Here is a 25,745-nt window from a genome sequence, read left to right on the forward strand (position 1 = left end):
CCGAATCTCCGGTCGGGCGTCGGGCGTGACGTGTTGCAGGAAGTGCGGGGTACGGGCGGCTCCGGTCCGTCGTCTGGCGAGGACGGCTGTCAGTGCAGCTCGCCCACCGTGATGCCGAACTCCCGGCGCAGGGCGTGGCGTGCGGCGTGCCAGCCCGCCATGCCGTGCACCCCCGGTCCGGGCGAGGTCCCCGCGGAGCACAGGTACGTGCCCTGGAGCGGAGTCACCCACGGGGCGGGGCTGAACCGCGGGCGGGCGAAGAGCTGCCGCAGCCCGGTGCCCCCGGTCCCGATGTCTCCCCCGATCATGTTCGGGTTGTGGTCCTCCAGCTGGGCGGCAGGCCGGAAGACGCCGCCGCGGACGAGGTCGCGGAAGCCGGGGGCGTGCAGCTCGATCGCGTCGATCATCCGCTCCGAGATGTCGCGCGTGTCGCCGCGCGGGACGTGCGCGTAGCACCACAGGACGTGCTTGCCCTCGGGCGCCCTCGTCGGGTCGAAGGTCGACGGCTGCGCGACGAGCATGAAGGGTGAGCGCGACGGCAGGCCCCGGGCCGCGGCGCGCTCCGCGCTCACCAGCTCGGCGGCACGCCCGCCGAGGTGCACGGTTCCTGCTCCCGCCAGTCGCTCGTCGGTCCACGGCACCGGACCGTCGAGCGTGAGGTCGAGCTTCGCGGCCCCGCTCCCGCTGAGGAAGCGCTGGTACGGCCGGGCGGCGCGGGGGCTGAGCCGCCCCCCGGCGAGGGCGGGCAGGGCCTGCGGGGCGACGTCGAGCAGGACGGCGCGCGAACCCGCCGTCTCCGCGAGCGACCGGACCCGGTGCCCGGTGACCAGCTCGACACCGAGGTCCTGCAGCCGGGCGATCATCGCCGCCGCGATCGCCCCCGAACCACCCACCGGGATCGGCCACCCGCCGGCGTGCGCGTGCACGCCGAGGGTGAGCCCGACGAACGACCCGGCGAGCGTGCCGGCGTCACCCATCGTGTGTCCGTGCAGGCCGCTGAGGAGGCCCGGCGCGTCGATCCCGCGGAACACGGTGGGGCCGGTGAGCCGCGCGGTGGCGAGGGCCCGGAGCCCGAACTGCACGTGCGGTCTTCCCGGCAGCCCCATGCCCAGCGGCGCCCCGAGCGTGAACCGGGTCAGCGCCTCGACGTCCGCGACGAGCGGGTCGAAGATCCGACGCCACGTGGCGCCGTCCCGGCCGAGGGCGTCCGCCGTCCGCCCGACGTCGTGATAGGCGACGGCGGCCCGCCCACGATGCAGCGTCTGCGCGTAGGAGATCTCCGGCGTGACGAGCTCGACGTCGTCGAGCAGCCCCGTGGCGGCGAAGAACGGCGACGCGACCGCGAGCGGGTGCACGGCGGCGCAGACGTCGCTGCTGAACCCGGGCTCGACGACCTCTTCGCTGCGCAGCCCGCCGCCGAGACGGTCGGACTGCTCGACGACCCGGACGGACAGCCCGTGCGTCGCCGCCACGTAGGCGGCCGCCAGACCGTTCGGCCCGCTCCCGACCACGGTCACGTCCGGGCTCTGCACGGACATCAGACCGCCTTGGCAGGATCGGTCGAGCCTGCCGGGACCGTCACGTAGTCCGGGATCTCCACCTCGCGGTCGGGGTGCTCGGCGCCCTCGGCCGCGCCGTCCGCGGCCTTGGCGGTGCTCGTGGCCGCGGTCGTGCCGGCGGGCTTCTCCACGACACCCTCGGCGACGTCGGGCTCCGGTGAGTGGCCCCCGGCCACCCGCCAGGAGCGTCGGAAGGCGTGCGGCACCCGCTGCCAGGTCACGTCACGGATCAGCACGGCGTCGAGGGCGATCATCGCCAGCGAGAACCACGGCAGGCCCATCAGCACGGCGATGCCCAGGTGGAAGGCGAAGATGACGGCGAGGGCGAAGATCCGCGTCCCCCGGCGCAGCAGCATCACCGGGAAGAGTGCCTGCACCAGCACGGTCGTGATCGTCGCGATCGCGACCCCGGGGCCCCAGACGGTGACCAGGTGGCTGAGCTCGGGCCAGGTGCCGAACCGCTCCACGTGGATCGGGTCGTACACGGCCCAGCCGCCGTACCAGGGCTTGCCCTGGTCCTTGAAGAACCCGCCCGAGGCGTAGATGAAGCAGATCTGCGCGACGAGCACGGCGATCGCCAGGTTGTGCGACATGTTGGTGGCCCACTGCGGCAGGACCCGCTGGAACCGCCACCACCGCAGCAGCACGTTGCGCTCCGTCATGTCGGCGAACTTCTTGCGGCGCAGGCTGTCGAGCGACCACCGGTCGGCGGGAGCGGCGAAGAAGATCGCGATCATCGCCATCCGCGTCAGGTTGTCGCTCTGGTCCGACAGGTAGGAGTTGGACTCGACGTAGCCCACCCAGAGCACGAACAGCGGGATCATGACCAGCCGCGTCCGGTAGCCCAGGGAGAACAGGACCGCCAGCGCGATCGTCAGGAGGAACAGGAAGGTCAGGAGCGTCGGGTTCGTGCCGGCGTCGTGGAAGATGCTGAACGGCCACATGACGGCGAAGTCGCTGGACGGGAACTCCACCTGCCCGCTCCACGCCACGCCCTCGCCGAACGCGAAGTGGCGGGAGCCGAAGTTGGTCAGCAAGGCGCCCGCGAACATGACGCCGAGCAGGATGCGCGCGACGGCGAGGCCGTAGCTCGCACGCTTCTGCACGAAGAGCCACTTCTCGAAGACGTCGACGGTCATCGTCACGACAGAACGAGCGCGGTCGCACGCCCTCTTGCCCAGGTCGACGCCGGTGCCGACGCCTCTCTTGATCACGCCGTCGCTCACTTGTCCGCTCCCTTGATACCGGTGCCGTCCATCCACGCCTGGAACGTGTTGGCGAACGCCTCGTCCGACTGGTGGGGCATGTCGATGAGTCCGCGCCATCCGGTGGCGACGATGGTGGGGTCCGGACGCTTCGCGTCAGGATCGTTGCGCTGCGCGAACGGCACGATGTTCTGCCGGCTCACCTGGTACTGGACCCGCACGACGTCGTCGCCCCAGACGGCCCGCGCCACCTGGGTCGCGTAGGCGTCGGAGTACCGCTCCTGGACGATGTAGTCGGTGGCGGCAGCCTCGTTGCCCTTCTCCTTCATCGCCGCGTGCATGCGGCCGAGCCAGGCGTCGCCCTCGTAGAAGCCCAGCGCGGCGATCTCCTTCTGCTCCGGGGTGAGCTTCTCCCACGCGCCCTTGAGCTTGGAGGCCTGCTGCGTCCCGAGCGACGTGCCTCGCGGCGGGAAGAGGTTGTGGCGCGCGGCGCCCATCTCGACGTCGGTGGCCGTGAACCAGTCGGTCACCGTGGTCGTGTCGCCGCCCTGCTCGATCTCGGCCCGGACCTTGAACCGGTAGTCCCCGTTGATCGGCTCCGGCGCGAAGACGCTCCAGCTCTGCCCGTACCAGGGGATCATGTAGCTCGACAGGAGGTTCCCGGGAACCAGCTCGCGCAACGGCGTCGGCGGGCTGATCCACAGGAACGAGGCGAAGATGTGCCACGCCGTCAGGAGGATCGCGCCGACGGCGATCACCTTCACGTACCACTTGCGCGGGACGCTGGTGCCGGTGCTGGCCGTGTGAGGTCCGACCCCGGGAGCGGCCGGGTCTGGTTCGACCGAGGTGTTCGTTGTCATCCGTGTATCCGAGCTCTAGTGAGTGGGAGGGCGCGGGCCGGTCGCCTCGCGTCTAGGGCTCAAATCTCTGCCTCGCATCGCCCCAGAGGAGCCCCTCATGACGGCCTGCGGCCCACTTGAGGAGTGCTGCGCCGCGACTTGAGTAGCCCGTGCCGGCACTAACCGCACGGGACGTTGAGGGAGTGACGTTGATGCGGCCCGTCGTCAGCAACGACGTCGTCAGCAACGACCAAGGGGCGAGGCCGTGTGGCCTCGCCCCTCAGTCGTGACTCTGGTGTTGTCCGGAGCGGCCGTCCGTGTGAACACCGGACGGCTGCTGACACGCTCGCCGTCCTCCGGCGAGGCGATGGACACCTCGATCGCGAAGAACGCCCCGTCCGCGACAGACGTCGCGTTGCCCGACGTGCTCGAGCTCGCCGCGGCCTGAGCCGCAACAGAAGCGTCCACGTCCGTCGACGCCGACACCGCCCAGACATGAAGCCCGCGGTGGGCACGCCGTGGTGGAAGCACCACGCCGCCCACCGCGGGCCGTCGCCGTCGGGAGCTAGTCCCCCGAGGCCTACTTCTCCGACTTCTTGTCGATCGCCTTCTTGGCGGCCGCCTCAGCCTGCTTGAGCTCCTTCACCGCCTTGTCGAGGTTCGCCTGCGCCTCCTCGACGTCGTCACCCTCAGCCTGCTTGAGCTTCTCGAGCGCGACGGTCGTGTTGGCCAGAGCCACCTGGAGGGACTTCAGCTTCTTCTTGCCCACCACGCCCTCGGCAGAGCGCGTGACGTCGATCGCGTCGCGAATCTGGGACTCCACCTTGGCGTTCGGGCCGTCCTGCGCCTGCTGCTGGGTCGTCGACGGGGACGCCGTCGCCTCGCCGTCGTCGCCCGACGAACACGCGGCCAGGCTCGCCACCGTGACCACGGCGACCGTCAGGGCCGCCAGTCGCCGACCGACCCTGCCGCGCGAACCCGTGTGCTCGTTCCTCATCATCTGACTGACCTTCCGCCTGGCTGGAGCTGTCGCGGTACTCACTGCACCGCCGGAAAGGTCTAACACCCGCAGATCGGCCCACTCGCTACTCAGGCCCGTCATGACGCGGCCCACACCCTCCTGCGCGTCAGAATTGAGGAGGCGGTGACGTGCTCCAGATGTGACTCCCGAACCCACACCGCCGGTGACGGCCTCCCGCCGCGCCATCCGCACCGCCCGCACCGAGGCGCGACGCCCTTCCCACCGGGCGCGCCCCGAGCCTCGGTCCTTCCTGTCGCACACCTGGACCTGGCTGACGAGCCCCGCGGCGGGCGATCCCCGGCTCGTCGTCCCCGCGTGCATCGCCGCCGGCTTCGGCGCCGGCATCCTCACGGCCACGCTGGTCTCCTGACGCCTCACGACGACAGCTGTTCGCGCATCCCGGCCTTGGCCCGCTTGACCAGCGCCGAAACCGCGTTGGCCGACATCCCGTACGACACGCCCAGCTCACGCGGCGGGATGCCCAGCGCGACGCCGTCCCACAGCGCGTCGCGCCACCGGCGCGGCAGCCGACGCAGGGCGTCCGCGACCTCGAGCCGCGCCACGACGTCGTCCACCGGGTTCTCATGCAGGTCCCGGACGAGGCGGTCCAGCTCGATCAGGCCACCGACGGCCCAGGCGTGGCGTCGCCGTGCCGCGGACACGGCCACGTTCCGCACCACGCGTCGCAGATAAGGGCGGAACGCGCCGGTCGGGCCGGCTCCGCGCTGCACCGCGAGGAAGACCTTCATCACGCCCTCCTGCGCCGCGTCCTCCGGGTCCACCACGTCGCGATACCTGTCCGCCGTCGCGAGCGCGGCGTGCCAGTGGCGTCGCCACAGCTCGCGGCTGGCCGACTCGTCGCCTCGTCGCACCTGCTCCACCAGCTCGGCGTCAGACCTCTCGTCCTCCATCACGCATCCCGTCCCACATCCGGCTCAATCAGCGGCACCACTGTCTGGTCCGGCCGGGACGATCCACCTGCTACTCATCGGACGACCGCGAGGGAATGCGGTGCCGGACCTCGGCATCGACGCGGGCACGATGAGTACTCACTCAAACCTGGCGTCGGCGCCAGGGGTAGCAAAAATGCGGCCATATCGTCACGGGGTGAACCCAGAACGAAGCGCCGTGCGCCGCACAGGCAGCACGTGCGTCGGCATCCTCGGAGAGCTGCTCCTCACGATCGGCGTCGTCCTGGGCCTCTTCGTCGTCTGGCAGCTCTGGTGGACCTCGGTCACCGCCAACGCGGAGGCGAGCACGATCATGTCGGACTTCCGCGACGGGCTCGCGCCCGAGGTGTCACACACCGCCGACCTGCGCACGGACGATCCCCCGGTCCCCTCTCCTGCTGACGTCGGAGAGACGACGGGGACGCTCATCGTGCCGGCGTGGTACGGCCTCACGAACAACGAGATGCCGATCGCCGAGGGCACGTCGCTGAACATCCTCGACCGGGCCCTGGCCGGACATTACGAGACGTCGCAGCAGGTCGGGGAGGTCGGCAACTTCGCGCTCGCCGGGCACCGGCGCACGCACGGCAACTCGTTCCGATACGTGGACCGCCTCGACAAGGGCGACCAGATCATCGTCGAGACCCCGAAGACCTGGTACGTGTACGAGGTCACCGACCACGAGATCGTCACCCCCGACCAGACCGACGTCATCGCGCCCGTCCCGCACCATCCCGGCCAGAAGCCGACCGAGCGGATGCTCACGTTGACCACCTGCCACTCGCTCACGCTGGGCGAGTACGGCAACGATCACCGGTGGATCACCTACGCCACGTTCGTCGGATGGATGGACCGCTCGGACGGAACGCCCGCACAGGTGCTCGAGAGCAGGGACAACTGATGTACGCATGGATCTTCCGTCACCTGCCGGGGAACGTCTTTCTCCGCATCGTGCTGTCCCTGGTGCTGCTCCTGGCCGCCGTCGCCGTGCTCTTCCTCTGGGTCTTTCCCGCCCTGGCGCCCTCTGTCGCGCTCCTGGGCGGAGACCCGGCCGTCGAGTAGGTCAGCCCGCCGGACGACGTGCCCCCGAGGCCGTCGTCGTCAGCGCCCGCGTCACGCGGAGCGCCATCACCGCACTCAGTGAAGGAAAGTCACGATCTTGCAGAACCTCACCTCGGCGCCCCGACGACGATCGGCCCGCCTCCGCACCGCTGCCCCCACCGCGCCGCAGGTACGTGTGGGCTCGCGCGACTGGATCATGGAAGCGGAATGCCGCAAGGGCGACCCGGAGCTCTTCTTCTCCCCGGAGGGCGAGCGCGGCGAACCTCGCATGGACCGCGAGCGGGAGGCCAAGAGCGTCTGCGGCCGGTGTCCCGTGTCGTCCGACTGCCTCGAGTACGCGCTCATGACGGAACGACGGTCCACCCGCTACGGCGTCTGGGGCGGCCAGACCGCCGAGGAGCGAGCGGTCCTCGTGTCGTTCCGCCGGTACCAGTAGTCACCGCACAGAACGCCACGACGAAGCACGACGAAGCACGAGGAAGCGCAGCGACGGCTCACCATGATGAGCCGTCGCCGCGCTTCGGCGTATCGATCAGCGCACGGTGTCGTCGTCGGACGGTGAGCGAGCTGCGGTCGTCGCGGAGTCCTCCAGGTCGGCCAGAGCGTCGACGATGGCCGCGAGCATCGGCTCGAGCACCTCGCGACCCGGCATGCCGGGCTCGTCGGCGTCGTCCATGAACCTCCGCAGCGTGTCGCGCAGCCGATGCGACGTCGGCGTCCTCGTCCCGTCGATCTCGATCTCGCGCAGCTCCACGTCACTCCTCTCCGAAGGCCCGGCACGACCGTGTGCCCTGGGCCACGAACCTACCGAGCGAGGAGCGCCGGTTCACCGTGCACGCCCTGGGCGAGCAAGGTTTGAGTACCCGCGAGCACGACCGTTGCCGATGGTCAGCAGTTCGGCTGCTCGCCCTCTTCGCGCACTTCGGGCTCCTTCGGCTCCGCCGGCTCGGAGGCGTAGTCGTCAACCGCTTCCGCCGCAGAGCCCGGTGCCGCCGTCGACTCCGCGGCTGTCGCGAACGCCCGCTCCACCACCGCCCGGGCCATCGCCGCCGGCTCGGTCGGCTTCGGTTTCGTCGGCTCCGACTCCTTCGGCTCCGGCTCGGCGGCAGCGGGCGCCGCACTCTCCTGGGCGGGCGCGGGGGGCGGCGCAGCATCGCTCGGCGCGGACTTCGGGACGACGTCGTGCTGTGCCTCGCCGTCAGGACGCGGTCGCTCGCCGAAGATCACGTCGCCGAGACCGGGAGCGGCCCCGGCCGAGCCGGTGAAGGCCTTCGGGCTCGGCTCCGAGGAGGTCGCCCGGGCGCGGTTCGTCCGTGCCCGCAGGATCAGCACCACGACGAGGATCAACGCGACCAGTCCTGCCACGTACCACCCGGCCGAGGAGGACACCCCATCCCGCGCGGGGGCCGCGGTCGGCTCCGCGGCCGGGGACGCTGTGGGGGCGGGATGCGCCGTCGCGCGGGCTCGTGCGTGGATCTCGGTGGACTTCCCGACGGGCGGCAACCAGGTCACCTGGTTGCCGTCGATGGTGCCGTTCGACTCGAAGACGGGGCCGGGGAAGCCGATGGTCAGGCGGACCTCGAACGTGTCCCGCACGGCTCGCGGGAGGGCCTTGAGCTGCTTCCCCGCCTCCGACAGGTCGACGACGCCGTCCACGACGAACGCGTCGTCGTCGCGGACGATGGTCAGCTCCTCGCCGGCCGTGCCCCCCGCGTTGAACTCGTGCAGCGGCTGGTCCTTGAAGATGATCCGGGTGCCGGTGAACCCGCCCTGGGCGAACTCCTCCTGCGACATCCCGTCGCCGAGAGTCGGCGTCAGCTCCTTGTTCCACTGGTCCCACAGGTCCTGCGGATCTTCGTTCAAGGACTCGGCGGCGTCGTCCTGGAGCGCCATGATCATGGAGCCCGAGACGGTGTCGTCCTCGGACACGATCATGTCCATGTCGATCGTCATACAGCCGGCCAGGACGAGCAGGCTGACCACGGCTCCCAGCGCGGCCAGGGCTGTGCGCGCGGGGGCGCGCCGGTGCGGAGTGTTCACGCGTGCCAATCTCCCGTGACGAGGGCGAGCCGCCCGTCCCCGGATGGCCGCCCGCGGAGGAATGAGTAGTAGGCGGGCGCCAACTGAGTGACGCGCCCGCGTCGCTGCCAGGACAGGGACGGTCGGACCGCGCCACCCCCAGCGGGGCACAGTCCGACCGTCGACGGACCTGACCGCTGATCTCCCGCCTGGTCCGCGCTCCACATCATGCCGCCCGCTACGGCGCCGAACTGCCGTCGTGCAGATTCTGCAACACCGATCTTCGGCGCCTCAGGAAGCCGGATCATGGGACGGGGAGGCTTACCGTCCGGCGGTCAGGTCCCCGCTCTGCACCTCACCCATGCCAAGGGACCGCGATGACCACTCCGACGACCGAGGCACGTCCGACACCGGACGTCGTCTCGCGAGCTCCAGCGCCCGAGGTCGCGCGCCCGCGCGGGCAGGGACGCCACCAGGAGCGGGCTCGTCGGCGACGGCGACGGCGGTCGAGGGGCGGGATCCTCCGCCACCTGCCCCCGTGGTGGGCGCCCCTGATGATCGCGTCGTGCCTCGCCGGGATCGGGATCGCCCAGTTCATCGACTCGGTCTCGCGCCCATGACCGGGGCGACCGAGAGCACCTGGACGGGGGGCGTCCCGCGGCAGGTCGGCCTTCCGACGCTCGCCGACACCTTCTGCTGGCTGACGCCCGCCGACCGCCTGCGGCTCGCCGCCGTCGACCGTCAGCAGTCGGACATCCTCGCCGCGCTGGCGGCGCAGCCGCCGGACGAGATCGAGGTGCCGATGTTCGCCGACCTCCAGGTCGAGCGGCTGCACGTCTACCGCGAGGTCTTCGCACGGCACGCCGTGCGGCGCGGCCGCTGACGCCAGCGGGAGGTCGTCCCGTCACGTCGCGCCGGCGCGGGACCCGTCGGACGGGTCACGCCGCCGCGGACACCGCGAGCCCGGCGGCGCGCCACGCCGAGACGACGGTGGCACCGGTGGCCTCGCCGGCGCGCTGCCGCGTACCGATGACCGGAAGCTGCTTGAGCATCGCCCGCTCGACCGCCTCACGCGCCTCGTCGAACTCGCCCTCGCCCGGGTCACAGGTCTCGAACATCACCGGGACCGAGTAGCCCAGGCGCATCGCCGCGGCGCGGGCGGTGGAGAGCACCACCTCGTCGTACCGCTGATCCGCCCGCAGCCAGCTCGCCTGGAGGTCGGCCAGCACCTGCTCGGCGTGCGCGACCTCGGGCTCCATGGCAGCCAGCTCGCGCACCGCCTCCCGGTGCCGCTCGACGAACCGCGCTCGCGCCATCTCGGAGAGCTCACCGCGCTGCAGCGTCAGGACCCGCCCGGCGAACCCGACGACCCGCTTGATCCCCGGGCGCACCGCCGCGCACGCCGCCGCGAACTCCTCCGCCGTGGCGTGGTCGTCGGGGTGCAGCCTCCCATCGAGGACGACCTGCACCGACGGCGTCTCCCGGTGCACGAAGGCGGCCCGCCGCAGCACGTCGGCGTGCCAGCGCTCGGCCGACCGGATCGTGCGGTGCCGCAGCTCCTCGACGTCCGACCCGTCCGACAGCTGCAGCGCGCTGTCGAGGTGCACCCTGCTGATCCAGATCGGCGACGACCTCGCCAGCGCCGGTTCCGCGCCGCGCACCGCCGTGGCCCCTGCGCGCAGCTGGCCGAGGGCCCAGAGGTCGTCGTCGATCTCGTCCTGGTCGACCGGGCTGGGGAGCCCGACCCACGAGTCGACCTGGCCACGCCCGAGACACCCCCCGAAGCCCACGCACGGCAGGTCCTCCCCGGCGGGGCACCGGGGGTCCTCCGGGCCGGAGGGCCCGGAGAATCCGAGGGAGCGGATGCCGCAGAGGACCGGGCAGCCGTACGCCAGGGCCCGGCGCCCCTGCTGGGTCAGGTGCGCCCGCGCCTGGGGGCCGGACCCGGCCCGCCGGACCAGCTTGTGTCCCACGGACCGTTCCAACGAGTCGACGTAGCGACTCACCGTCGACGGCGCCACGTGCAGGGTGCTGGCAGCACGCGCCATCGACCCTTCACGGGCCACGGCGGCCAACGCTTCGAGCTCTCGCTTCATCTCGCACGCCCGCCTTTCCTGACGCTCGGACCCGGGTGGACTCGTTCGAGTATCAGTCCCCGTCCGCGCCACTCAGGCCGCCGTGCAGAAATCGCAATCCACTTGTTAGCCCGGGCGACACCGTCCCTGCCCGACCTGCGCACGACTGTCCGCTGCGTCCGAAACGTCGCGGGAGAGCTGCCGCCCAGGCAGGGTCAGCGGCCGAACACCCCCGCGAGGAACTCCCCCAGCTCGCGGGTCGCCGTCAGCGGCAGGACGTGAGCCACGTACTGGTCGGGCCGCACGACGACGACCACGCCGTCGCGCGACAGGCCGCGCTCCGCGAAGATGTCCGTGCCGGTCCACACCGTCGGCCCGGCCGCGTAGACCTTCTCCCAGTCGGTCAGCCCGAGCGGTCCCGTCTGCGGACGGAACACGTCCGGCACGGCCGACAGGTCGACGTCCTGGAAGCCCTGCTGGTAGATCACCTTGACGTCGAACACGGCGTCGACGTCCGCCCCGGGGGGCGTGTACCGGCCCACGGGCGAGTCGTCCGAGGCGAGCCACCGGGCCCAGGTCTCGAGCGCGGACCCCGCACCCGGTGCGGCGGCGTCTGCGAACGCGTAGACCCGCCACCGCCCGTCCGCCCTGGCGTGGTGCCCCAGGTGGACCGCGTTGCCGTCGCAGACGCGCGTCACCTCGGCGGACTTGAACCGCTTGCCGACGGGGAAGCCCTCGGCGAGCTCCTGTCGGGCGTCCCCCGCCACGATCGACGACGGCCCGTACTGCGTCATGAAGCCCGACGGGAACTCCGAGGTCGCCAGGTAGTAGTCGGCCAGCTCCTGCGGGTCCGAGATCTCCTCGGGCTTGCGCGCCATGAGGCTCGACCACTCGCGGTCGAAGTCGATGAGCTGCTGCGCCACGGGCTGGCGCTCGGCCGAGTAGGTGGCCAGGAGCGACTCCGGGGCCAGGCCGGTGAGCACGGACCCGAGCTTCCAGCCGAGGTTGAAGCCGTCCTGCATCGAGACGTTCATCCCCTGCCCGGCCTTGGCGCTGTGGGTGTGGCAGGCGTCGCCGGTGAGGAAGACGCGCGCGGTGCGGTGCTCCTCGCCGTCGGGCACGTCGTCGAACTTGTCGGTCACGCGGTGGCCCACCTCGTACACGCTGTGCCAGGCCACCTCCTTCACGTCGAGCTGGTAGGGCGTGAGGATCTCGTTGGCCCGGCGGACGATCTCCTCGATCGGTGTCCTGCGGACCCGGTGGTGGTCGTCCGCTGCCACCTCGCCGAGGTCCACGTACACGCGGCACAGGTACCCCCCCTCGCGCGGGATGAGCAGGATGTTGCCGGCCTCGGAGTTGATGGCGCACTTGGTGCGCCAGTCCGGGAAGTCGGTGTTGACCAGCACGTCCATCACGCCCCAGGCGTGCGCCGCGAACTCACCGACGTGCTTGCGGCCGATCGCCTCCCGCACGCCGCTGCGGGCGCCGTCGCACCCGGCCACGTACTTCGCGCGCACCGTGCGCTCCTCGCCGGCGCGCTCGCCCGCGACGTGGCGGACACGCACCTCGACCGGGTGCTCGCCGGCGTCGTCGCCGTCGTGCACGGTGAGACCGAGGAACTCGACGCCGTAGTCGGGCACGATCCGGCCCGGTCCGTGCGCGGCGGCCTCCGCGAAGTAGTCGAGCACGCGCGCCTGGTTGACGATCAGGTGCGGGAACTCGCTGATCTTGAGGCCGTAGTCCTCGGTCCGTGTGGTGCGGACGATGTGCTGGGGGTTCTCCGGGTCCGGCCCCCAGAAGTTCATCCAGCCGATGTTGTACGCCTCGGCGACGATGCGCTCCGCGAACCCGAACGCCTGGAACGTCTCGACGCTGCGCGGCTGGATGCCGTCGGCCTGTCCCAGCTCGAGCCTGCCCTCGCGCTTCTCGATGATCCGCGTGGTGACGTCCGGGTACTGCGACAGCTGCGCCGCCAGCAGCATGCCCGCGGGGCCCGACCCGACGACGAGGACGTCGACCTCGTCGGGCAGCTCGACGGGGCGGTCCACCCCGGTGCCGGCGGGCGGCAGCACCCGCGGGTCCCCGGAGACATAGCCATGGTGGTGGAACTGCACGAGCACTCCTCATCGTCGTCGATGCCCCGACCTCCGCGTCGGGCGTTGCACGGTCGACCATCGCGTTCTATATTCGAACGCGACGTTCTACTATTGAATGCAGCCTAGCTCACGGAGGATCGACGATGGCCGACGCCGGCGCACCCCCGTCCCAGACGCTCAGCCGCGGCATCCGCATCCTGGAGACGCTCGCCGACGCCCGCGAGCCGCTGACCATCGACGACGTCGCCGCGCGCCTCGACGTCCACCGCTCGATCGCCTACCGCCTGCTGCGCACCCTGGAGCACCACGGCCTCGTGGTGCGCGACGCGAACGGGCACGTCGCCCTCGGTGCACGCATGGCCGCGCTGGCCGCCGGCGTCGCCCACGACCTGCAGGCCGAGGCCCTCCCCGAGCTCACCGCCGTCGCGAACGACCTGGGGATGACCTGCTTCCTCGCCGTGCTCGACCACGACGAGTGCGTGACGCTCGTCAGCGTCGAGCCGCGGCACGCCGTGGCTCCGGTGGCGCAACGCCCCGGCGCACGGCACCCCATCACCCGGGGCGCCCCCGGCAAGGCGATCCTGTCCCAGCTGCCCCCGGCGCGGTGGCCCGCATCCGCGCCCGAGGTGGCAGAGGCCGTGGCCGAGGTGGCGGCCCGCGGGTATGCGACCAGCCACGACGAGGTCATCCCGAGCCTGCGGTCGGTGGCCGTGCCGCTCGCGGTCCAAGGACGAGGCCCTGCGGCACTCGCCGTCGTGCACGTCTCTCACGACGTGAGCGCAGAGCGGGTGGCCGCCCGCCTCCAGCGGTCGGCGGAGGCGGTGCGGAGCGCCCTGGGCGAGTGAGGCGCGTGCGCGCCCAGGCACACCTGCTTGATTGAGACACCCGCCTGATCGATATCTCTGAGTCACCTCTTTTCCGCTAGATTCGCTCTCGGCTCGTCAATTTGAAACATCGGCAACCGGACTTTGCCGATCACGGCCGCGCGGTGTTAGCGTCCAATCTATGACCCATTATTCTCGGAATGATCCGAGACCATCATCTCGGGCGCGACCCCACAAGCTCTTGACTGCGAGTGCTGCCCTGATAGCAGTGACGGCGAGCCTCCTGACGCCAACGGCCGCGATGGCCTCCAGGGGCACGAATGAACCCCCAGATGCGGCCGTTGCCCCTGCACCCGCGCCGCCCACCGACGCTTCGCTCGGCGGCCTGACAGTGGATGGCGAGGAACTCCTCTGGATGGAGGACGGCGCCGCGAGCGGCAAGTTGCGTTCGGCGCGATGCACGCCAGGCAAGGCCATCGTCCTCACGAACAAGCCCAACAAGATGGACGTCGCCTATGCCACGGCAGTGTCGAACCGCGGAAGCAGCGCGATTCGCTTCAAGTGGTCGACCAAGAAGACCAAGACGACCAGGTGGTCGGTGTCCGGTTCCGTGACCGCCGAAGCCAAGGCCGCTATCTTCGCGAAGGTGAGCGCGACCGTCAACGGCGGGATCGAGAAGTCCAACACGACGGAGTACGGGGCCGAGGTCTCGGGCAAGGTTCCCGCCCACACCCGAAAGTACGGCGACTACGGCAACTGGAAGGAAGTGGTGCGCTATAAGACCGCTCACCGTTATTCGAACTGCACATACTCGACCTGGAAATACGGCTCCTTCTCTGCCCCTTACCGTGAGAACTGGAAGATCTGGGACAAGAGGATCTAGCGCCGACAGGTCTTCGTCGAAGCAAGCTGTGGAGAGAGGCGCGGGATGAGATTATCGCGGATATCGGGCGCCGCTCTGCCTGTTACGCTCGCGGCATTCCTGGCTGGCTGCACAGGCCCACCATCGACCGCGGCCGTCGAGACGGAGCCGCTGGGCACGGCGCGTCCTCCCAAGGAAGAGCCTTCGGCCGCTACAACTCCTGCGCCTGGCGCAAACGACGGCTGGTATCCAGCAGGATCAGCACTCCTGATGAAGCCCGCCACCAACCGAACTGGCTCCGCACGGTTCACCGTCATGGTCGCGGATCGGTTCTACACCCGCTACTTCGTCTGCCACGGCGACGGCGAGATCCGCGTCTGGGACAAGGGCCAGGACGAGGCAACCGGCGAACCAGAGGTGTGGCCCTGCAACGGGGTCCCCGTTGAGTCGGTCGTCCATTTTGATGCGCCCGGGAAGCGTGTCATCTCCGTGAAGACCACGAAGCAGACGGCCTCAGACTGGAGTCTCGTGGCCGTCGCGGGCCTCCCGGACGGGCTGACACTGACGGAGGACTAGCCAGCGCGATCAGGGATCGCGCCGGCCGTGACAGGTCGGCGCGACCCCTGGCCGGGCATCAGACGTGCGAGACCCCGTAGATCGGGCTCGCGGCCTGCTCCTCCTCGTGCTCCGGGCCGAGCGGGATGCCGGTGCGGTCGCGCAGCAGCAGCGTGGCGGCGAACGCCACCACCATGACGCCCGCGACGTAGAACGCGACGGACGTCGCGGTGCCGGTGCGCTGCACCAGCCAGGCCGCGATGGTCGGTGCGAACGCGCCGCCCAGGATGGCGCCGATGGCGTAGGTGATCGACACGCCCGAGTAGCGGATCGACGCCGGGAAGAGCTCGGCGAAGTACGCGGCCTGCTGCCCGTACGTGAAGCCGTTGCCGATGGCGAACAGGGCCACGCCGAGGAAGAGCAGCCACGGGTTGCCGGTGTTCACCAGCGGGAACAGCAGGAACACGGTGGCGAGGAACGCGACCCAGCCGATGATGTAGGTGTTCCGCCGCCCGATGCGGTCGGAGAGGGCGCCCGCCGCGAACGTGCAGGCCAGCCAGACGACGGACGCGCAGGCGACGGCGAGCAGCACGGGCGTGCGGTCCATGCCGACCAGCCCACCGTCGGCGACCGGCGTGGTCGCGTAGTTCTGGAGGTAGCCGCCGGTCGTCATGTAGCCGGCGGCGTTGTTGCCCGCGAAGGTGAGCGCGGCGAGCAGCACGAGCAGCCAGTGCTTGCGGAACAGGGTGAGGATCGGCGTCTTCGCCGCGGCCTTCTTCTCGGCGATCTCGAGGAAGACGGGGCTCTCCTCGACCGAGCGCCGCACGAGGATCCCGACCCCGATGAGCACGATGCTCAGCAGGAACGGGACGCGCCAGCCCCACTGGACGAAGGCGTCGCCCGGGGAGACGACGCCGGTCATGAGAGCGAGCACGCCGGAGGCCAGCAGCAGGCCGATGGGGACGCCGATCTGCGGGAAGGCGCCCATGCGGCCGCGACGTCCGTCGGGCGCGTGCTCGACGGCCATGAGGACGGCGCCGCCCCACTCGCCGCCGGTCGACAGGCCCTGCACGATGCGCAGCAGGACGAGGAGCGCGGGCGCGGCGATGCCGATCGACTCGTAGGTGGGCAGCAGGCCGATGAGCGTGGTGGCGCCGCCCATGAGGACGAGCGTGACGACGAGCATGGCCTTGCGGCCGATCCGGTCGCCGAAGTGCCCGGCGAGGAAGGCGCCGAGCGGACGGAACAGGAAGCTGATCCCGACGGTGGCGAACGACAGCAGGGTGGCCGCGCCGGGGCCGGCGGGCTCGAAGAACAACGTGCCGAACACGAGTCCGGCGGCGCTGGCGTAGAGGAAGAAGTCGTACCACTCGATGGTGGTACCGATGACGGTCGCGAAGGCGACGCGACGAAGCTCGCGACGGTCGGTGTCGCTGGGGGCGGCTGCGGTGCCGATGGTCATGTCCGGGAGACCTCTCTGTCCTCGGGGTGGTGCCGTTCGAGGGATCGTATATCATGTGGGATACGACATCGCCGTTCCTTCGACAGTGGGGTGCCCGTGGTCACCGACGACCTCCCCGGCAAGATCATCGCCGTCCACCTGAACTACCCGTCCCGCGCTGCTCAGCGGGGCCGGACGCCCAGCCAGCCGTCCTACTTCCTCAAGCCCGCCTCGTCGCTCGCCGGCACCGGCGGCACGATCGAGCGGCCGCTCGGCACCGAGCTGCTCGCGTTCGAGGGCGAGGTCGCGATCCGCATCGGCACCGCAGCGCGGTGGGTCTCCCCCGCCGACGGCTGGTCGCACGTCGACGCCGTGACGGCCGCGAACGACTTCGGCCTCTACGACCTGCGCGCCGCGGACAAAGGCTCCAACCTGCGCAACAAGGGCGGTGACGGGTTCACGCCGCTCGGCCCGGAGTGGATCCCCGCGGCCGACGTCGACCCCGCAGGCTTGCGCGTGCGCACCTGGGTGGACGGCGCGCTGGTGCAGGACGACTCCACCGGCACCCTCCTCTTCGACCTCGGCCGCCTCGTCGCCGACCTCTCCCAGCACCTCACCCTCGAGCCCGGCGACGTGATCCTCACGGGCACCCCGGCGGGCTCCTCCGTCGTCGAGCCGGGGCAGGTCGTCGAGGTCGAGGTCGACGCCCCCGACGCACCCGGCGCCCCGAGCAGCGGCCGCCTCGTCACCACGGTCACCGCCGGCACCCGCGCCTTCGGCGACTTCGGGTCGAAGCCGTCCGTGGACGAGAAGCAGCGCGCCGAGGCATGGGGCACCCCCGCGCCCGCGCCCGAGCCCGAGCCCGAGCCCGAGCCCACGTTCGCCCTCACCGACGCGCACCGCGAGCGCTTCGCCGCCGTCGCCGTCGCCACGCTGTCGGCGGCGCTGCGCAAGCGCGGCTACACCGACGTCTTCGTCGAGGGCGTGCACGGCAACCACCCTGGCGACCGCTTCGTCGGCACCGCTCGCACCCTGCGGCTGATCCCGTTCCGGCCGGACCTGTTCGCGTCCCACGGCGGCGGCTTCAACGCGCAAAAGCGCGCGTTCGACGGCGTCGGACCGGGCGAGGTGATCGTCGTCGAGGCGCGCGGCGAGCGCGGCACCGGGACCGTCGGCGACGTGCTCGCCCTGCGCGCCCACGTGCGCGGCGCGGCCGCGATCGTCACCGACGGCGGTGTGCGCGACGCGGAAGCCGTCGCCGAGATCGGCATCCCCGTGTTCTCGCAGGGCCCCCACCCGTCCGTGCTGGGGCGCCGGCACGTGCCGTGGGAGACCGACGTGACCGTCACGTGCGGCGGCGCCGCGGTGCAGCCGGGCGACGTCGTCGTGGGCGACGGCGACGGCGTCCTCGTGATCCCGCCCGCGCTCGTCGAGGAGGTGCTCGCCGAGGCCGAGGCCCAGGAGGCCGCCGACGCCTGGGTGGCGCGGCAGGTCGCCGCCGGCGCGGCCGTCGACGGGCTGTTCCCCATGAACGCGCAGTGGCGCGCGCGGTACGAGCGCGAGACCGCCGGGGGTGCCGGATGAGCGTCGCCGCCGGGCCCGCCGCCTCCGTGAGCAAGTCGCAGCGCGCGTACGCGTTCCTGCGCGAGCGGATCGAGGACGGCCGCTACGTGCCCGGCTACCGGCTGGTCCTGGCGCAGCTCGCGGGGGAGCTCGACATGTCCGTGGTGCCGGTGCGCGAGGCGATCCGTCGCCTGGAGGCCGAGGGCCTGGTGACGTTCGAGCGCAACGTCGGCGCCCAGGTGGCCCTCCTCCACGAGACCGAGTACCAGCACACGATGGAGACGCTGGCGCTCGTGGAGGGGTTCGCCACCGCCCTGTCCGCCCCGCACCTCACCGCCGCGCAGCTCGCCGCCGCCCGCGAGGTCAACGACCGGATGCACCGCTGCCTCGCCGACTTCGACCCCCACCGCTTCACGGAGCTCAACCTCGAGTTCCACGCGGTGCTGTTCGAGCCGTGCCCCAACCCGCACGTGCTCGACCTGGTGCACCGGGGCTGGCGCCGCATGACCGTGCTGCGCGACTCGTCGTTCTCGTTCGTGCCCGGCCGGGCGCGCGAGTCCGTCGCCGAGCACGACCAGATCCTCGACCTGGTCGCCGCGCTGCAGGCCGGCCGCACCTCCGCGACCGACGTGGAGCTCGCGGCCCGCCGCCACCGCACCGCCACCCTCGACGCCGTGCTCGCCTACCAGGCGACCCACCGACCGCCCCTTTCGGAGAAGTGATGACCGAGCAGACCACGCAGCAGACCATGCCGCAGCCGCACCGCCCCGCCGACCTGCCCACCGCGATCCAGCACTACATCGACGGCCGGTTCGTCGACTCCGTCGACGGCGCGACGTTCGACGTGCTGGACCCGGTGAGCAACGAGACGTACCTGCAGGCCGCCGCGGGCAAGCAGGCCGACGTCGACGCCGCCGTCGCCGCCGCCCGCCGCGCGTTCGTCGACGGGCCGTGGCCGAGGATGCTGCCGCGCGAGCGCTCGCGCGTCCTGCACCGGATCGCCGACCTCGTCGAGTCGCGGGACGCGCGCCTCGCCGAGCTGGAGTCGTTCGACTCGGGCCTGCCGATCACGCAGGCCCTGGGCCAGGCCCGCCGCGCGGCGGAGAACTTCCGCTTCTTCGCGGACCTCGTCGTGGCGCAGGCCGACGACACCTACAAGGTGCCCGGGCGCCAGATCAACTACGTCAACCGCAAGCCCATCGGCGTCGCCGGCCTGATCACGCCGTGGAACACGCCGTTCATGCTCGAGTCCTGGAAGCTGGCGCCCGCGCTCGCCACCGGCAACACCGTGGTGCTCAAGCCCGCCGAGTTCACGCCGCTCTCGGCGTCGCTGTGGGCCGGGATCTTCGAGGAGGCCGGGCTGCCGCAGGGCGTGTTCAACCTGGTCAACGGGCTGGGCGAGGAGGCCGGCGACGCGCTGGTCAAGCACCCCGACGTCCCGCTCATCTCCTTCACCGGCGAGAGCAGCACCGGGCAGCTCATCTTCGGCAACGCCGCGCCGTACCTCAAGGGCCTGTCGATGGAGCTCGGCGGCAAGTCTCCCGCGATCGTGTTCGCCGACGCCGACCTCGACGCCGCCGTCGACGCGACGATCTTCGGCGTCTTCTCGCTGAACGGCGAACGGTGCACCGCCGGGTCGCGCATCCTCGTCGAGCGGTCCGTGTACGACGAGTTCGTCGAGCGCTACGCGGCGCAGGCGAAGCGGGTGCGCGTCGGCTACCCGCACGAGAGGACGACCGAGGTCGGCGCCCTCGTGCACCCGGAGCACTTCGACAAGGTCATGAGCTACGTCGAGATCGGCAAGACCGAGGCCCGGCTCGTCGCCGGCGGCGGCCGTCCCGAGGGCTTCGAGACGGGCAACTTCGTGGCCCCCACGGTGTTCGCCGACGTCAAGCCCGACGCCCGGATCTTCCAGGAGGAGATCTTCGGCCCCGTCGTCGCCATCACCCCCTTCGACACCGAGGCCGAGGCGCTCGAGCTGGCCAACGGCGTGAAGTACGGCCTGGCCGCCTACGTCTGGACCAACGACCTCAAGCGCGCCCACAACTTCTCCCAGGCCGTGGAGGCCGGGATGGTGTGGCTGAACTCGAACAACGTGCGCGACCTGCGCACCCCGTTCGGCGGCGTCAAGGCCTCCGGCCTCGGCCACGAGGGCGGCTACCGCTCCATCGACTTCTACACCGACCAGCAGGCCGTGCACATCACGCTCGGCAAGGTCCACAACCCGACCTTCGGCAAGAACTGACCTCCCCGGCACGCAGGCAAGGACGCCAGACATGACCCACCTCAAGGACCGCACCCTCACCTCCTCCGGCTTCTACGTGAGCCAGGAGGCCCCGATCAGCTGCGCCAACCCGACGCCGACGCCGTCCTCCCCGCCGCCGGACATCTTGCGGTGCGCGTACATGGAGCTCGTCGTCACCGACCTCGCGGCCTCTCGCGAGTTCTACGTGGACGTCCTCGGCCTGTACGTCACGGAGGAGGACGGCGAGAGCGTCTACCTGCGCTCCACCGAGGAGTTCATCCACCACAACCTCGTGCTGCGCCAGGGCGAGGTGGCCGCGGTGGCCGCGTTCTCCTACCGCGTGCGCACCCCGGAGGACCTGGAGAAGGCGGTCGCCTTCTACACCGAGCTCGGCTGCGAGGTGCGCCGCGCCGCCGAGGGCTTCACCAAGGGCATCGGCGCGTCGGTGCGCGTCATCGACCCCCTCGGCTTCCCGTACGAGTTCTTCTTCCAGTCCGAGCACGTCGAGCGGCTGTCGTGGCGCTACGACCTGCACACGCCCGGCGAGCTGGTCCGCCTGGACCACTTCAACCAGGTGACCCCGGACGTGCCGCGGGCCGTGAAGTTCATGCAGGACCTCGGCTTCCGTGTCACCGAGGACATCCAGGACGACGAGGGCACCGTCTACGCGGCGTGGATGCGGCGCAAGCCCACCGTGCACGACACGGCCATGACCGGGGGCGACGGCCCGCGCATGCACCACGTGGCCTTCGCCACGCACGAGAAGCACAACATCCTCGCCATCTGCGACAAGCTCGGCGCGCTGCGTCGCTCGGACGCCATCGAGCGTGGCCCCGGCCGCCACGGCGTCTCGAACGCGTTCTACCTCTACCTGCGCGACCCGGACGGGCACCGCGTCGAGATCTACACGCAGGACTACTACACGGGCGACCCCGACAACCCCGTCGTCACCTGGGACGTGCACGACAACCAGCGCCGCGACTGGTGGGGCAACCCCGTCGTGCCGAGCTGGTACACCGAGGCCTCCCTCGTGCTGGACCTCGACGGCAACCCGCAGCCCGTCGTCGCGCGCACCGACGACTCCGAGATGGAGGTGACCGTCGGCGCCGACGGCTTCTCCTACACCCGCAAGGGCGACACGGAGCAGGGCTTCAAGCTGGGGGCCACGCTGTGACGGCCGACCCCGACGGCGGGCGCACCCTGGACGACGACGCCGTCGTCGCCATCGCGGACGAACTCGCCGAGGCCGACCGCACCCGCACGCCCGTGCCGCTGCTCACCGCGCGGCACGAGGGGATGACGGTGGCCGACGCGTACGCCGTGCAGCGCACCTGGCGCGAGCGTGGCGAGGCGCGCGGGCGCCGCGTCGTCGGGCACAAGATCGGCCTGACGTCGAAGGCCATGCAGGCCGCGACCGGCATCACCGAGCCCGACTACGGCGTCATCTTCGACGACATGGTGCTCGAGTCCGGGAGCGTCGTGGAGCACGCCGCGTACTCGAACGTGCGCGTCGAGGTGGAGCTCGCCTTCGTGCTCGCCGAGCCCCTGGTCGGCCCCGGCGTCACCGTCACCGACGTGCTGCGTGCGACCGACCGCGTCGTGCCCGCGCTGGAGATCCTCGACGCCCGCGTCGAGATGCCGGGCCGGACCATCGTCGACACCATCAGCGACAACGCCGCCATGGGCGCCATGGTGGTGGGTGGCCGCCCCGTCCGGGTGGACGACGTCGACCTGCGGTGGGTGTCCGCCCTGCTGTACCGGAACGAGACGATCGAGGAGACCGGGGTGGCGGCAGGCGTGCTCGGCCACCCCGCCGCGGGCGTCGCCTGGCTCGCGAACAAGCTGGCCGCGCACGGCGACTCGCTCGCCGCCGGCGAGACCGTCCTGGCCGGGTCGTTCACCCGCCCCACGTGGGTGCACCCCGGCGACACCGTGCACGCCGACTACCACGCCGGCACTGGGAGCCTGGGAGCCGTGACATGCCGCTTCGTCTGACCACCGACCGCTCGCTGGCCGCCCTCCTCGCCGAGGCCGACGGCCGCCCCCTGGTGGGCGCCTGGTCCAGCCTGGGCAGCCCGCTCGCCGCCGAGATCCTCGCCGGCAGCGGCCTCGACGTCGTCCTGGTGGACGGCGAGCACGGGCCCAACGACCTCACCACCGTCCTCGCGCAGCTCCAGGCCACCGCCGCGTACCCCGTGGCGACGCTCGTGCGCGTGCCCTGGGGCGACGCGGTGACGCTCAAGCGCGTGCTCGACCTCGGTGCCACCAACGTGCTGGTGCCGATGGTGGACTCCGCCCGCCAGGCCCAGGAGGCCGTGCGCGCCGTGCGCTACCCGCCTGCGGGGGTGCGCGGCGTCGGCAGCGCGCTCGCCCGCTCCTCCCGCTGGAACCGGGTGTCCGGCTACCTCGACGAGGCGGACGACGGCATCACGCTGGTGGTGCAGCTCGAGACGCGGGCCGCGATCGAGGACGCCGAGGCCATCGCGGGGACGGACGGCGTCGACGCCGTCCTCGTCGGGCCCGCCGACCTGGCCGCCTCCCTCGGCCACCTCGGGCAGCAGGACCACCCGGAGGTGGTGGACGCCGTGCTCGCGGCGCTGGACGCGGGCCGCCGCACCGGCACCCCCGTCGGTGTCAACGCGTTCGACCCCGCCATGGCCGACCGCTACCTCGACGCCGGCGCGGCCTACGTCGTCGTCGGCGCCGACGTCACCCTGATCGCCCGCGGCGCGGAGCAGCTCGCAGCCCGCGTCGCCGCTCGCACGAAGGACGGTGGACCCCGATGACGACGACAGCCCCGACCACCACGGCCGACGTCCGCCGGCGCGCGGCCGAGCTCCTGGCCACCACGCCCACCGGGCTGCTGATCGGCGGCACGTGGCGCGACGCGTCCGACGGCGGCACGTTCGCCGTCGAGAACCCCGCCACCGAGGAGACGCTGACGCACGTCGCGTCCGCGTCCGGCGACGACGCCCGGGCCGCGCTGGACGCCGCCGCAGCGGCCCAGGCGTCGTGGGGCGCGACCCCCGCCCGCGAGCGCGCCGAGATCCTGCGCCGGGGGTTCGCCCTCGTGCAGGAGCGGCGCGAGGACCTGGCGCTGCTCATGACGCTCGAGATGGGCAAGCCGCTGGCCGAGGCGCGCGGCGAGGTCACCTACGGCGGCGAGTTCCTGCGCTGGTTCGCCGAGCAGGCCACCCACGACGACAGCCGCTACACGCACTCCCCCGAGGGGTCGCTGCGGCTGCTGGTGCAGCGTCGCCCGGTGGGCCCGTGCCTGCTCATCACGCCGTGGAACTTCCCGCTGGCAATGGCCACCCGCAAGGTGGCGCCGGCCGTCGCCGCCGGCTGCACGATGGTGCTCAAGCCGGCCCGCCTCACCCCGCTGACGTCGTTGCTCTTCGCGGAGCTGATGGTCGAGGCGGGGCTGCCCGCCGGTGTGCTCAACGTGGTTCCGTCGGCCTCCGCGTCGGCGGTCAGCGAGCCGCTGCTGGCGGACGCGCGGCTGCGGAAGGTGTCGTTCACCGGGTCGACGCCGGTGGGGCAGTCGCTGCTGCGGTCGGCCGCCGGGAACGTGCTGCGCACCTCGATGGAGCTGGGCGGCAACGCCCCGCTGATCGTGTTCGAGGACGCCGACCTGGACGCCGCCGTCGACGGCGCGATGGCCGCCAAGCTGCGCAACGGCGGCGAGGCGTGCACGGCGGCGAACCGCTTCTACGTGCACGAGTCCGTGGCCGACGAGTTCGTCTCCCGTCTCGCCGAGCGGTTCCGCGCCGTCGTCTCCGGCGACGGCCTCGAGGACGGGACGACGCTCGGCCCGCTCGTCGAGGCCAAGGCCGTGGACTCCGTCGCCGCGCTCGTGGACGACGCCGTCGCCCGCGGGGCGCAGGTCGTCGTCGGCGGCGCCCGCCCCGACGGCCCGGGCCACTTCTACCCCGCGACCCTGCTGCGCGACGTCCCCGCCGACGCCCGCTGCATGACCGAGGAGATCTTCGGCCCCGTCGCCCCCGTGGCGACGTTCCGTACCGAGGACGAGGCCGCGGAGCTCGCCAACTCCACGGAGTACGGGCTGGCGTCGTACGTGTTCACCGGCGACGTGCGTCGTGGGCTCGCGTTCGCCGAGCGCCTCGAGTTCGGCCTGCTGGGCCTCAACGCCGGCGTCATCTCCAACGCGGCCGCGCCGTTCGGCGGGATGAAGCAGTCCGGCACCGGCCGCGAGGGCGGCTTCGAGGGCATCGCCGAGTACCAGGAGACGCAGTACGTGGGCATGCCCCTGTGACCGGGAGGTAGCCCAGAGACCCGCGAGGTAGTTCGACGAAGGCCGAGGTAGTTCGAGAGTCCGCGAGGTAGTTGACTACCTCGCCAGAGCTCGCACTACCTCGGCCTTCTCCTCACTACCTCGCGGGGTCAGCCCCAGACGAGGCCGCGGGCTGGGTCCTCCAGCACCTTCGCGACGTCGGCCAGGTAGCGGGCGGCGAGCTCGCCGTCGACGAGCCGGTGGTCGACGGACAGGGCGAGCTGGGTGACCCAGCGCGCCTTGATCTTGCCCTTGTGGACCCAGGGCTGCTTCCGGATCGCGCCGAACGCGAGGATGCCCGCCTCCCCCGGGTTGAGGATCGGGGTACCGGTGTCGGTGCCGAAGATGCCGACGTTGGTGATGGTGATCGAGCCGTCCGCCATGTCCGCCGGCTGCGTGCGACCCGCGCGCGCCGTGGAGGTGAGGGTCGCGATCGCCTTCGCCAGGCCGAGCAGGTCGAGCGTGTGCGCGTCCTTGATGTTCGGCACGACGAGCCCGCGCGGCGTGGCGGCCGCGATCCCCAGGTTCACGTAGTGCTTGTAGACGATCTCCTGCGCGACGTCGTCCCAGCTCGCGTTGATCTGCGGGTGCCGGTTCACGGCGAGCAGCACGGCCTTCGCCGCGATGAGCAGCGGGGTGACGCGCACGTCCGCGAAGTCGCGGTCCTCCTTGAGGCGGGCGACCAGCTTCATCGTCTTGGTGACGTCGATCGTCTGGAAGACGGTCACGTGCGGGGCGGTGAACGCGCTGGCCACCATCGCCTCGGCCGTCCGCTTGCGCACCGACTTCACCGGCACGCGGGTCTGACGGCCGTCCGTGCTGACGGTGCCGGAGGCGAGCCAGGGCTGGTCGTCGTCGGGGTACGTGGCGAGCGGCTTCGGCGCGGCGCCCTCGGCGTGCGCGACGACGTCCTCCCGCGTGACGATCCCGCCCGGGCCCGTGGGGTGCACGGACGCGAGGTCGACCCCGAGGTCCTTGGCGAGCTTGCGCACCGGCGGCTTGGCCAGCACGCGGGCGCTCTGCGCCCCGGCGACGGACGACGCCGGGACGCTCGCCATCGGCTTCTCGATCGCGGGCCCGGCAGCGGCGGGAGCAGGAGCCGGACGCGGAGCAGGCGCGGGCGCCGGAGCAGGCG

The 25,745-nt window shown here is 71.6% G+C and carries 27 protein-coding genes; 16 read left to right on the forward strand and 11 right to left on the reverse strand.

Annotated elements, in window-relative coordinates; all coding sequences use genetic code 11:
• Positions 1-89: 89 nt before the first annotated feature.
• From ACFT55_RS07160 to ACFT55_RS07170, 3 genes are read right to left on the reverse strand one after another with little or no spacing between them, the layout of a single operon-like run.
• A complete protein-coding gene (locus ACFT55_RS07160) occupies positions 90-1,538 on the reverse strand; it encodes a phytoene desaturase family protein (RefSeq protein WP_380243058.1) in 1,449 nt (482 codons plus the stop codon).
• On the reverse strand, positions 1,538-2,785 hold the full coding sequence (locus ACFT55_RS07165) for an HTTM domain-containing protein (protein ID WP_380243060.1): 1,248 nt from the start codon (positions 2,783-2,785) through the stop codon (positions 1,538-1,540). Before ACFT55_RS07165 ends, ACFT55_RS07160 begins: the two co-directional genes overlap by 1 nt.
• Positions 2,782-3,624 (reverse strand): DUF5819 family protein, encoded by an 843-nt coding sequence (locus tag ACFT55_RS07170; RefSeq protein WP_380243062.1) that lies wholly within the window; start codon positions 3,622-3,624, stop codon positions 2,782-2,784. The genes ACFT55_RS07165 and ACFT55_RS07170 overlap by 4 nt, the downstream gene beginning before the upstream one ends.
• Positions 3,625-3,889: 265 nt before the next feature.
• Between ACFT55_RS07170 and ACFT55_RS07175 the strand changes: the two genes are divergently transcribed.
• Positions 3,890-4,051: a hypothetical protein gene (locus tag ACFT55_RS07175; protein WP_380243064.1), complete on the forward strand. Its 162-nt coding sequence runs from the start codon at positions 3,890-3,892 to the stop codon at positions 4,049-4,051.
• A 132-nt stretch (positions 4,052-4,183) separates the two neighbouring features.
• On the opposite strand, the gene ACFT55_RS07180 is transcribed toward ACFT55_RS07175, so the two are convergent.
• Positions 4,184-4,603, reverse strand: coding sequence for a hypothetical protein (locus tag ACFT55_RS07180; RefSeq protein WP_380243066.1), 420 nt, complete (start codon positions 4,601-4,603; stop codon positions 4,184-4,186).
• Between the two features lie 184 nt (positions 4,604-4,787).
• Between ACFT55_RS07180 and ACFT55_RS07185 the strand changes: the two genes are divergently transcribed.
• Positions 4,788-4,994: a hypothetical protein gene (locus ACFT55_RS07185; protein ID WP_380243068.1), complete on the forward strand. Its 207-nt coding sequence runs from the start codon at positions 4,788-4,790 to the stop codon at positions 4,992-4,994.
• Between the two features lie 4 nt (positions 4,995-4,998).
• Here the strand turns inward: ACFT55_RS07185 and ACFT55_RS07190 are convergent, their stop codons facing one another.
• A complete protein-coding gene (locus ACFT55_RS07190) occupies positions 4,999-5,535 on the reverse strand; it encodes an RNA polymerase sigma factor (protein ID WP_380243070.1) in 537 nt (178 codons plus the stop codon).
• Between the two features lie 196 nt (positions 5,536-5,731).
• Between ACFT55_RS07190 and ACFT55_RS07195 the strand changes: the two genes are divergently transcribed.
• From ACFT55_RS07195 to ACFT55_RS07205, 3 genes are all read left to right on the forward strand, one after another.
• Positions 5,732-6,475, forward strand: a complete 744-nt coding sequence (locus ACFT55_RS07195; RefSeq protein ID WP_380243072.1) for a class E sortase — start codon at positions 5,732-5,734, stop codon at positions 6,473-6,475.
• Entirely contained in the window at positions 6,475-6,636 is a 162-nt protein-coding gene (locus ACFT55_RS07200; protein WP_380243074.1) for a hypothetical protein, read from the forward strand. Before ACFT55_RS07195 ends, ACFT55_RS07200 begins: the two co-directional genes overlap by 1 nt.
• A gap of 196 nt (positions 6,637-6,832) precedes the next feature.
• Complete coding sequence (locus ACFT55_RS07205) at positions 6,833-7,072, forward strand: WhiB family transcriptional regulator (protein ID WP_380243076.1); 240 nt, start codon at positions 6,833-6,835, stop codon at positions 7,070-7,072.
• Positions 7,073-7,168: 96 nt separating this feature from the next.
• On the opposite strand, the gene ACFT55_RS07210 is transcribed toward ACFT55_RS07205, so the two are convergent.
• Complete coding sequence (locus ACFT55_RS07210) at positions 7,169-7,390, reverse strand: hypothetical protein (RefSeq protein WP_380243078.1); 222 nt, start codon at positions 7,388-7,390, stop codon at positions 7,169-7,171.
• Positions 7,391-7,524: 134 nt separating this feature from the next.
• Positions 7,525-8,676 carry an LppM family (lipo)protein gene (locus tag ACFT55_RS07215; protein WP_380243080.1) on the reverse strand — a complete coding sequence of 384 codons (1,152 nt, stop codon included), beginning with the start codon at positions 8,674-8,676 and terminating at the stop codon, positions 7,525-7,527.
• Positions 8,677-9,271: 595 nt separating this feature from the next.
• Here ACFT55_RS07215 and ACFT55_RS07220 point away from each other — a divergent pair.
• Positions 9,272-9,538, forward strand: coding sequence for a hypothetical protein (locus ACFT55_RS07220; RefSeq protein ID WP_380243082.1), 267 nt, complete (start codon positions 9,272-9,274; stop codon positions 9,536-9,538).
• A 55-nt stretch (positions 9,539-9,593) separates the two neighbouring features.
• On the opposite strand, the gene ACFT55_RS07225 is transcribed toward ACFT55_RS07220, so the two are convergent.
• Together ACFT55_RS07225 and ACFT55_RS07230 are read right to left on the reverse strand one after the other, a co-directional pair.
• On the reverse strand, positions 9,594-10,751 hold the full coding sequence (locus ACFT55_RS07225) for a LysR family transcriptional regulator (protein WP_380243084.1): 1,158 nt from the start codon (positions 10,749-10,751) through the stop codon (positions 9,594-9,596).
• Positions 10,752-10,945: 194 nt separating this feature from the next.
• On the reverse strand, positions 10,946-12,844 hold the full coding sequence (locus ACFT55_RS07230; RefSeq protein WP_380243086.1) for an FAD-dependent monooxygenase: 1,899 nt from the start codon (positions 12,842-12,844) through the stop codon (positions 10,946-10,948).
• Between the two features lie 125 nt (positions 12,845-12,969).
• Here ACFT55_RS07230 and ACFT55_RS07235 point away from each other — a divergent pair, with 125 nt between their 5' ends.
• From ACFT55_RS07235 to ACFT55_RS07245, 3 genes are all read left to right on the forward strand, one after another.
• Positions 12,970-13,671, forward strand: a complete 702-nt coding sequence (locus ACFT55_RS07235; RefSeq protein ID WP_380243088.1) for an IclR family transcriptional regulator — start codon at positions 12,970-12,972, stop codon at positions 13,669-13,671.
• 247 nt (positions 13,672-13,918) lie between these two features.
• On the forward strand, positions 13,919-14,533 hold the full coding sequence (locus tag ACFT55_RS07240) for a hypothetical protein (RefSeq protein ID WP_380243090.1): 615 nt from the start codon (positions 13,919-13,921) through the stop codon (positions 14,531-14,533).
• A 249-nt stretch (positions 14,534-14,782) separates the two neighbouring features.
• On the forward strand, positions 14,783-15,088 hold the full coding sequence (locus ACFT55_RS07245) for a hypothetical protein (RefSeq protein WP_380243092.1): 306 nt from the start codon (positions 14,783-14,785) through the stop codon (positions 15,086-15,088).
• 58 nt (positions 15,089-15,146) lie between these two features.
• On the opposite strand, the gene ACFT55_RS07250 is transcribed toward ACFT55_RS07245, so the two are convergent.
• On the reverse strand, positions 15,147-16,529 hold the full coding sequence (locus tag ACFT55_RS07250; protein ID WP_380243094.1) for an MFS transporter: 1,383 nt from the start codon (positions 16,527-16,529) through the stop codon (positions 15,147-15,149).
• A 96-nt stretch (positions 16,530-16,625) separates the two neighbouring features.
• Between ACFT55_RS07250 and ACFT55_RS07255 the strand changes: the two genes are divergently transcribed.
• Genes ACFT55_RS07255 through ACFT55_RS07285 form a run of 7 tightly spaced genes read left to right on the forward strand, consistent with a single transcriptional unit; the run spans position 16,626 to position 24,592 of the window.
• Positions 16,626-18,092 carry a fumarylacetoacetate hydrolase family protein gene (locus ACFT55_RS07255; RefSeq protein WP_380243096.1) on the forward strand — a complete coding sequence of 489 codons (1,467 nt, stop codon included), beginning with the start codon at positions 16,626-16,628 and terminating at the stop codon, positions 18,090-18,092.
• A complete protein-coding gene (locus tag ACFT55_RS07260) occupies positions 18,089-18,793 on the forward strand; it encodes a GntR family transcriptional regulator (RefSeq protein WP_380243098.1) in 705 nt (234 codons plus the stop codon). The genes ACFT55_RS07255 and ACFT55_RS07260 overlap by 4 nt, the downstream gene beginning before the upstream one ends.
• Positions 18,793-20,316 carry a 5-carboxymethyl-2-hydroxymuconate semialdehyde dehydrogenase gene (gene hpaE / locus ACFT55_RS07265; protein WP_380243100.1) on the forward strand — a complete coding sequence of 508 codons (1,524 nt, stop codon included), beginning with the start codon at positions 18,793-18,795 and terminating at the stop codon, positions 20,314-20,316. Before ACFT55_RS07260 ends, hpaE begins: the two co-directional genes overlap by 1 nt.
• Positions 20,317-20,347: 31 nt before the next feature.
• Positions 20,348-21,490 (forward strand): 3,4-dihydroxyphenylacetate 2,3-dioxygenase, encoded by a 1,143-nt coding sequence (gene hpaD, locus ACFT55_RS07270; RefSeq protein WP_380243101.1) that lies wholly within the window; start codon positions 20,348-20,350, stop codon positions 21,488-21,490.
• Entirely contained in the window at positions 21,487-22,311 is an 825-nt protein-coding gene (locus ACFT55_RS07275; RefSeq protein WP_380243103.1) for a fumarylacetoacetate hydrolase family protein, read from the forward strand. Before hpaD ends, ACFT55_RS07275 begins: the two co-directional genes overlap by 4 nt.
• A complete protein-coding gene (locus ACFT55_RS07280; RefSeq protein ID WP_380243106.1) occupies positions 22,296-23,102 on the forward strand; it encodes an HpcH/HpaI aldolase/citrate lyase family protein in 807 nt (268 codons plus the stop codon). Before ACFT55_RS07275 ends, ACFT55_RS07280 begins: the two co-directional genes overlap by 16 nt.
• The gene (locus ACFT55_RS07285; protein ID WP_380243108.1) at positions 23,099-24,592 is read left to right on the forward strand and encodes an NAD-dependent succinate-semialdehyde dehydrogenase; all 1,494 of its coding nucleotides are present in this window, start codon (positions 23,099-23,101) and stop codon (positions 24,590-24,592) included. The genes ACFT55_RS07280 and ACFT55_RS07285 overlap by 4 nt, the downstream gene beginning before the upstream one ends.
• Before the next feature lie 128 nt (positions 24,593-24,720).
• Here the strand turns inward: ACFT55_RS07285 and ACFT55_RS07290 are convergent.
• Positions 24,721-25,745: dihydrolipoamide acetyltransferase family protein (locus tag ACFT55_RS07290; RefSeq protein WP_380243110.1), on the reverse strand; the 1,025-nt coding region annotated here is incomplete at its 5' end.

Source organism: Isoptericola sp. NPDC057191 (assembly GCF_042670225.1).
Taxonomy (GTDB): domain Bacteria; phylum Actinomycetota; class Actinomycetes; order Actinomycetales; family Cellulomonadaceae; genus Isoptericola.

Excerpts from the sequence above, each read along its gene's own strand:
- ACFT55_RS07180 (WP_380243066.1), bottom strand. The coding sequence starts at position 4,603 with ATGATGAGGAACGAGCACACGGGTTCGCGCGGCAGGGTCGGTCGGCGA.
- ACFT55_RS07225 (WP_380243084.1), bottom strand. The coding sequence starts at position 10,751 with ATGAAGCGAGAGCTCGAAGCGTTGGCCGCCGTGGCCCGTGAAGGGTCG.
- hpaE (WP_380243100.1), top strand. The coding sequence starts at position 18,793 with ATGACCGAGCAGACCACGCAGCAGACCATGCCGCAGCCGCACCGCCCC.
- hpaD (WP_380243101.1), top strand. The coding sequence starts at position 20,348 with ATGACCCACCTCAAGGACCGCACCCTCACCTCCTCCGGCTTCTACGTG.
- ACFT55_RS07235 (WP_380243088.1), top strand. The coding sequence starts at position 12,970 with ATGGCCGACGCCGGCGCACCCCCGTCCCAGACGCTCAGCCGCGGCATC.
- ACFT55_RS07280 (WP_380243106.1), top strand. The coding sequence starts at position 22,296 with ATGCCGCTTCGTCTGACCACCGACCGCTCGCTGGCCGCCCTCCTCGCC.
- ACFT55_RS07245 (WP_380243092.1), top strand. The coding sequence starts at position 14,783 with ATGAAGCCCGCCACCAACCGAACTGGCTCCGCACGGTTCACCGTCATG.
- ACFT55_RS07200 (WP_380243074.1), top strand. The coding sequence starts at position 6,475 with ATGTACGCATGGATCTTCCGTCACCTGCCGGGGAACGTCTTTCTCCGC.
- ACFT55_RS07220 (WP_380243082.1), top strand. The coding sequence starts at position 9,272 with ATGACCGGGGCGACCGAGAGCACCTGGACGGGGGGCGTCCCGCGGCAG.
- ACFT55_RS07205 (WP_380243076.1), top strand. The coding sequence starts at position 6,833 with ATGGAAGCGGAATGCCGCAAGGGCGACCCGGAGCTCTTCTTCTCCCCG.
- ACFT55_RS07170 (WP_380243062.1), bottom strand. The coding sequence starts at position 3,624 with ATGACAACGAACACCTCGGTCGAACCAGACCCGGCCGCTCCCGGGGTC.
- ACFT55_RS07160 (WP_380243058.1), bottom strand. The coding sequence starts at position 1,538 with ATGTCCGTGCAGAGCCCGGACGTGACCGTGGTCGGGAGCGGGCCGAAC.
- ACFT55_RS07260 (WP_380243098.1), top strand. The coding sequence starts at position 18,089 with ATGAGCGTCGCCGCCGGGCCCGCCGCCTCCGTGAGCAAGTCGCAGCGC.
- ACFT55_RS07285 (WP_380243108.1), top strand. The coding sequence starts at position 23,099 with ATGACGACGACAGCCCCGACCACCACGGCCGACGTCCGCCGGCGCGCG.
- ACFT55_RS07190 (WP_380243070.1), bottom strand. The coding sequence starts at position 5,535 with ATGGAGGACGAGAGGTCTGACGCCGAGCTGGTGGAGCAGGTGCGACGA.
- ACFT55_RS07250 (WP_380243094.1), bottom strand. The coding sequence starts at position 16,529 with ATGACCATCGGCACCGCAGCCGCCCCCAGCGACACCGACCGTCGCGAG.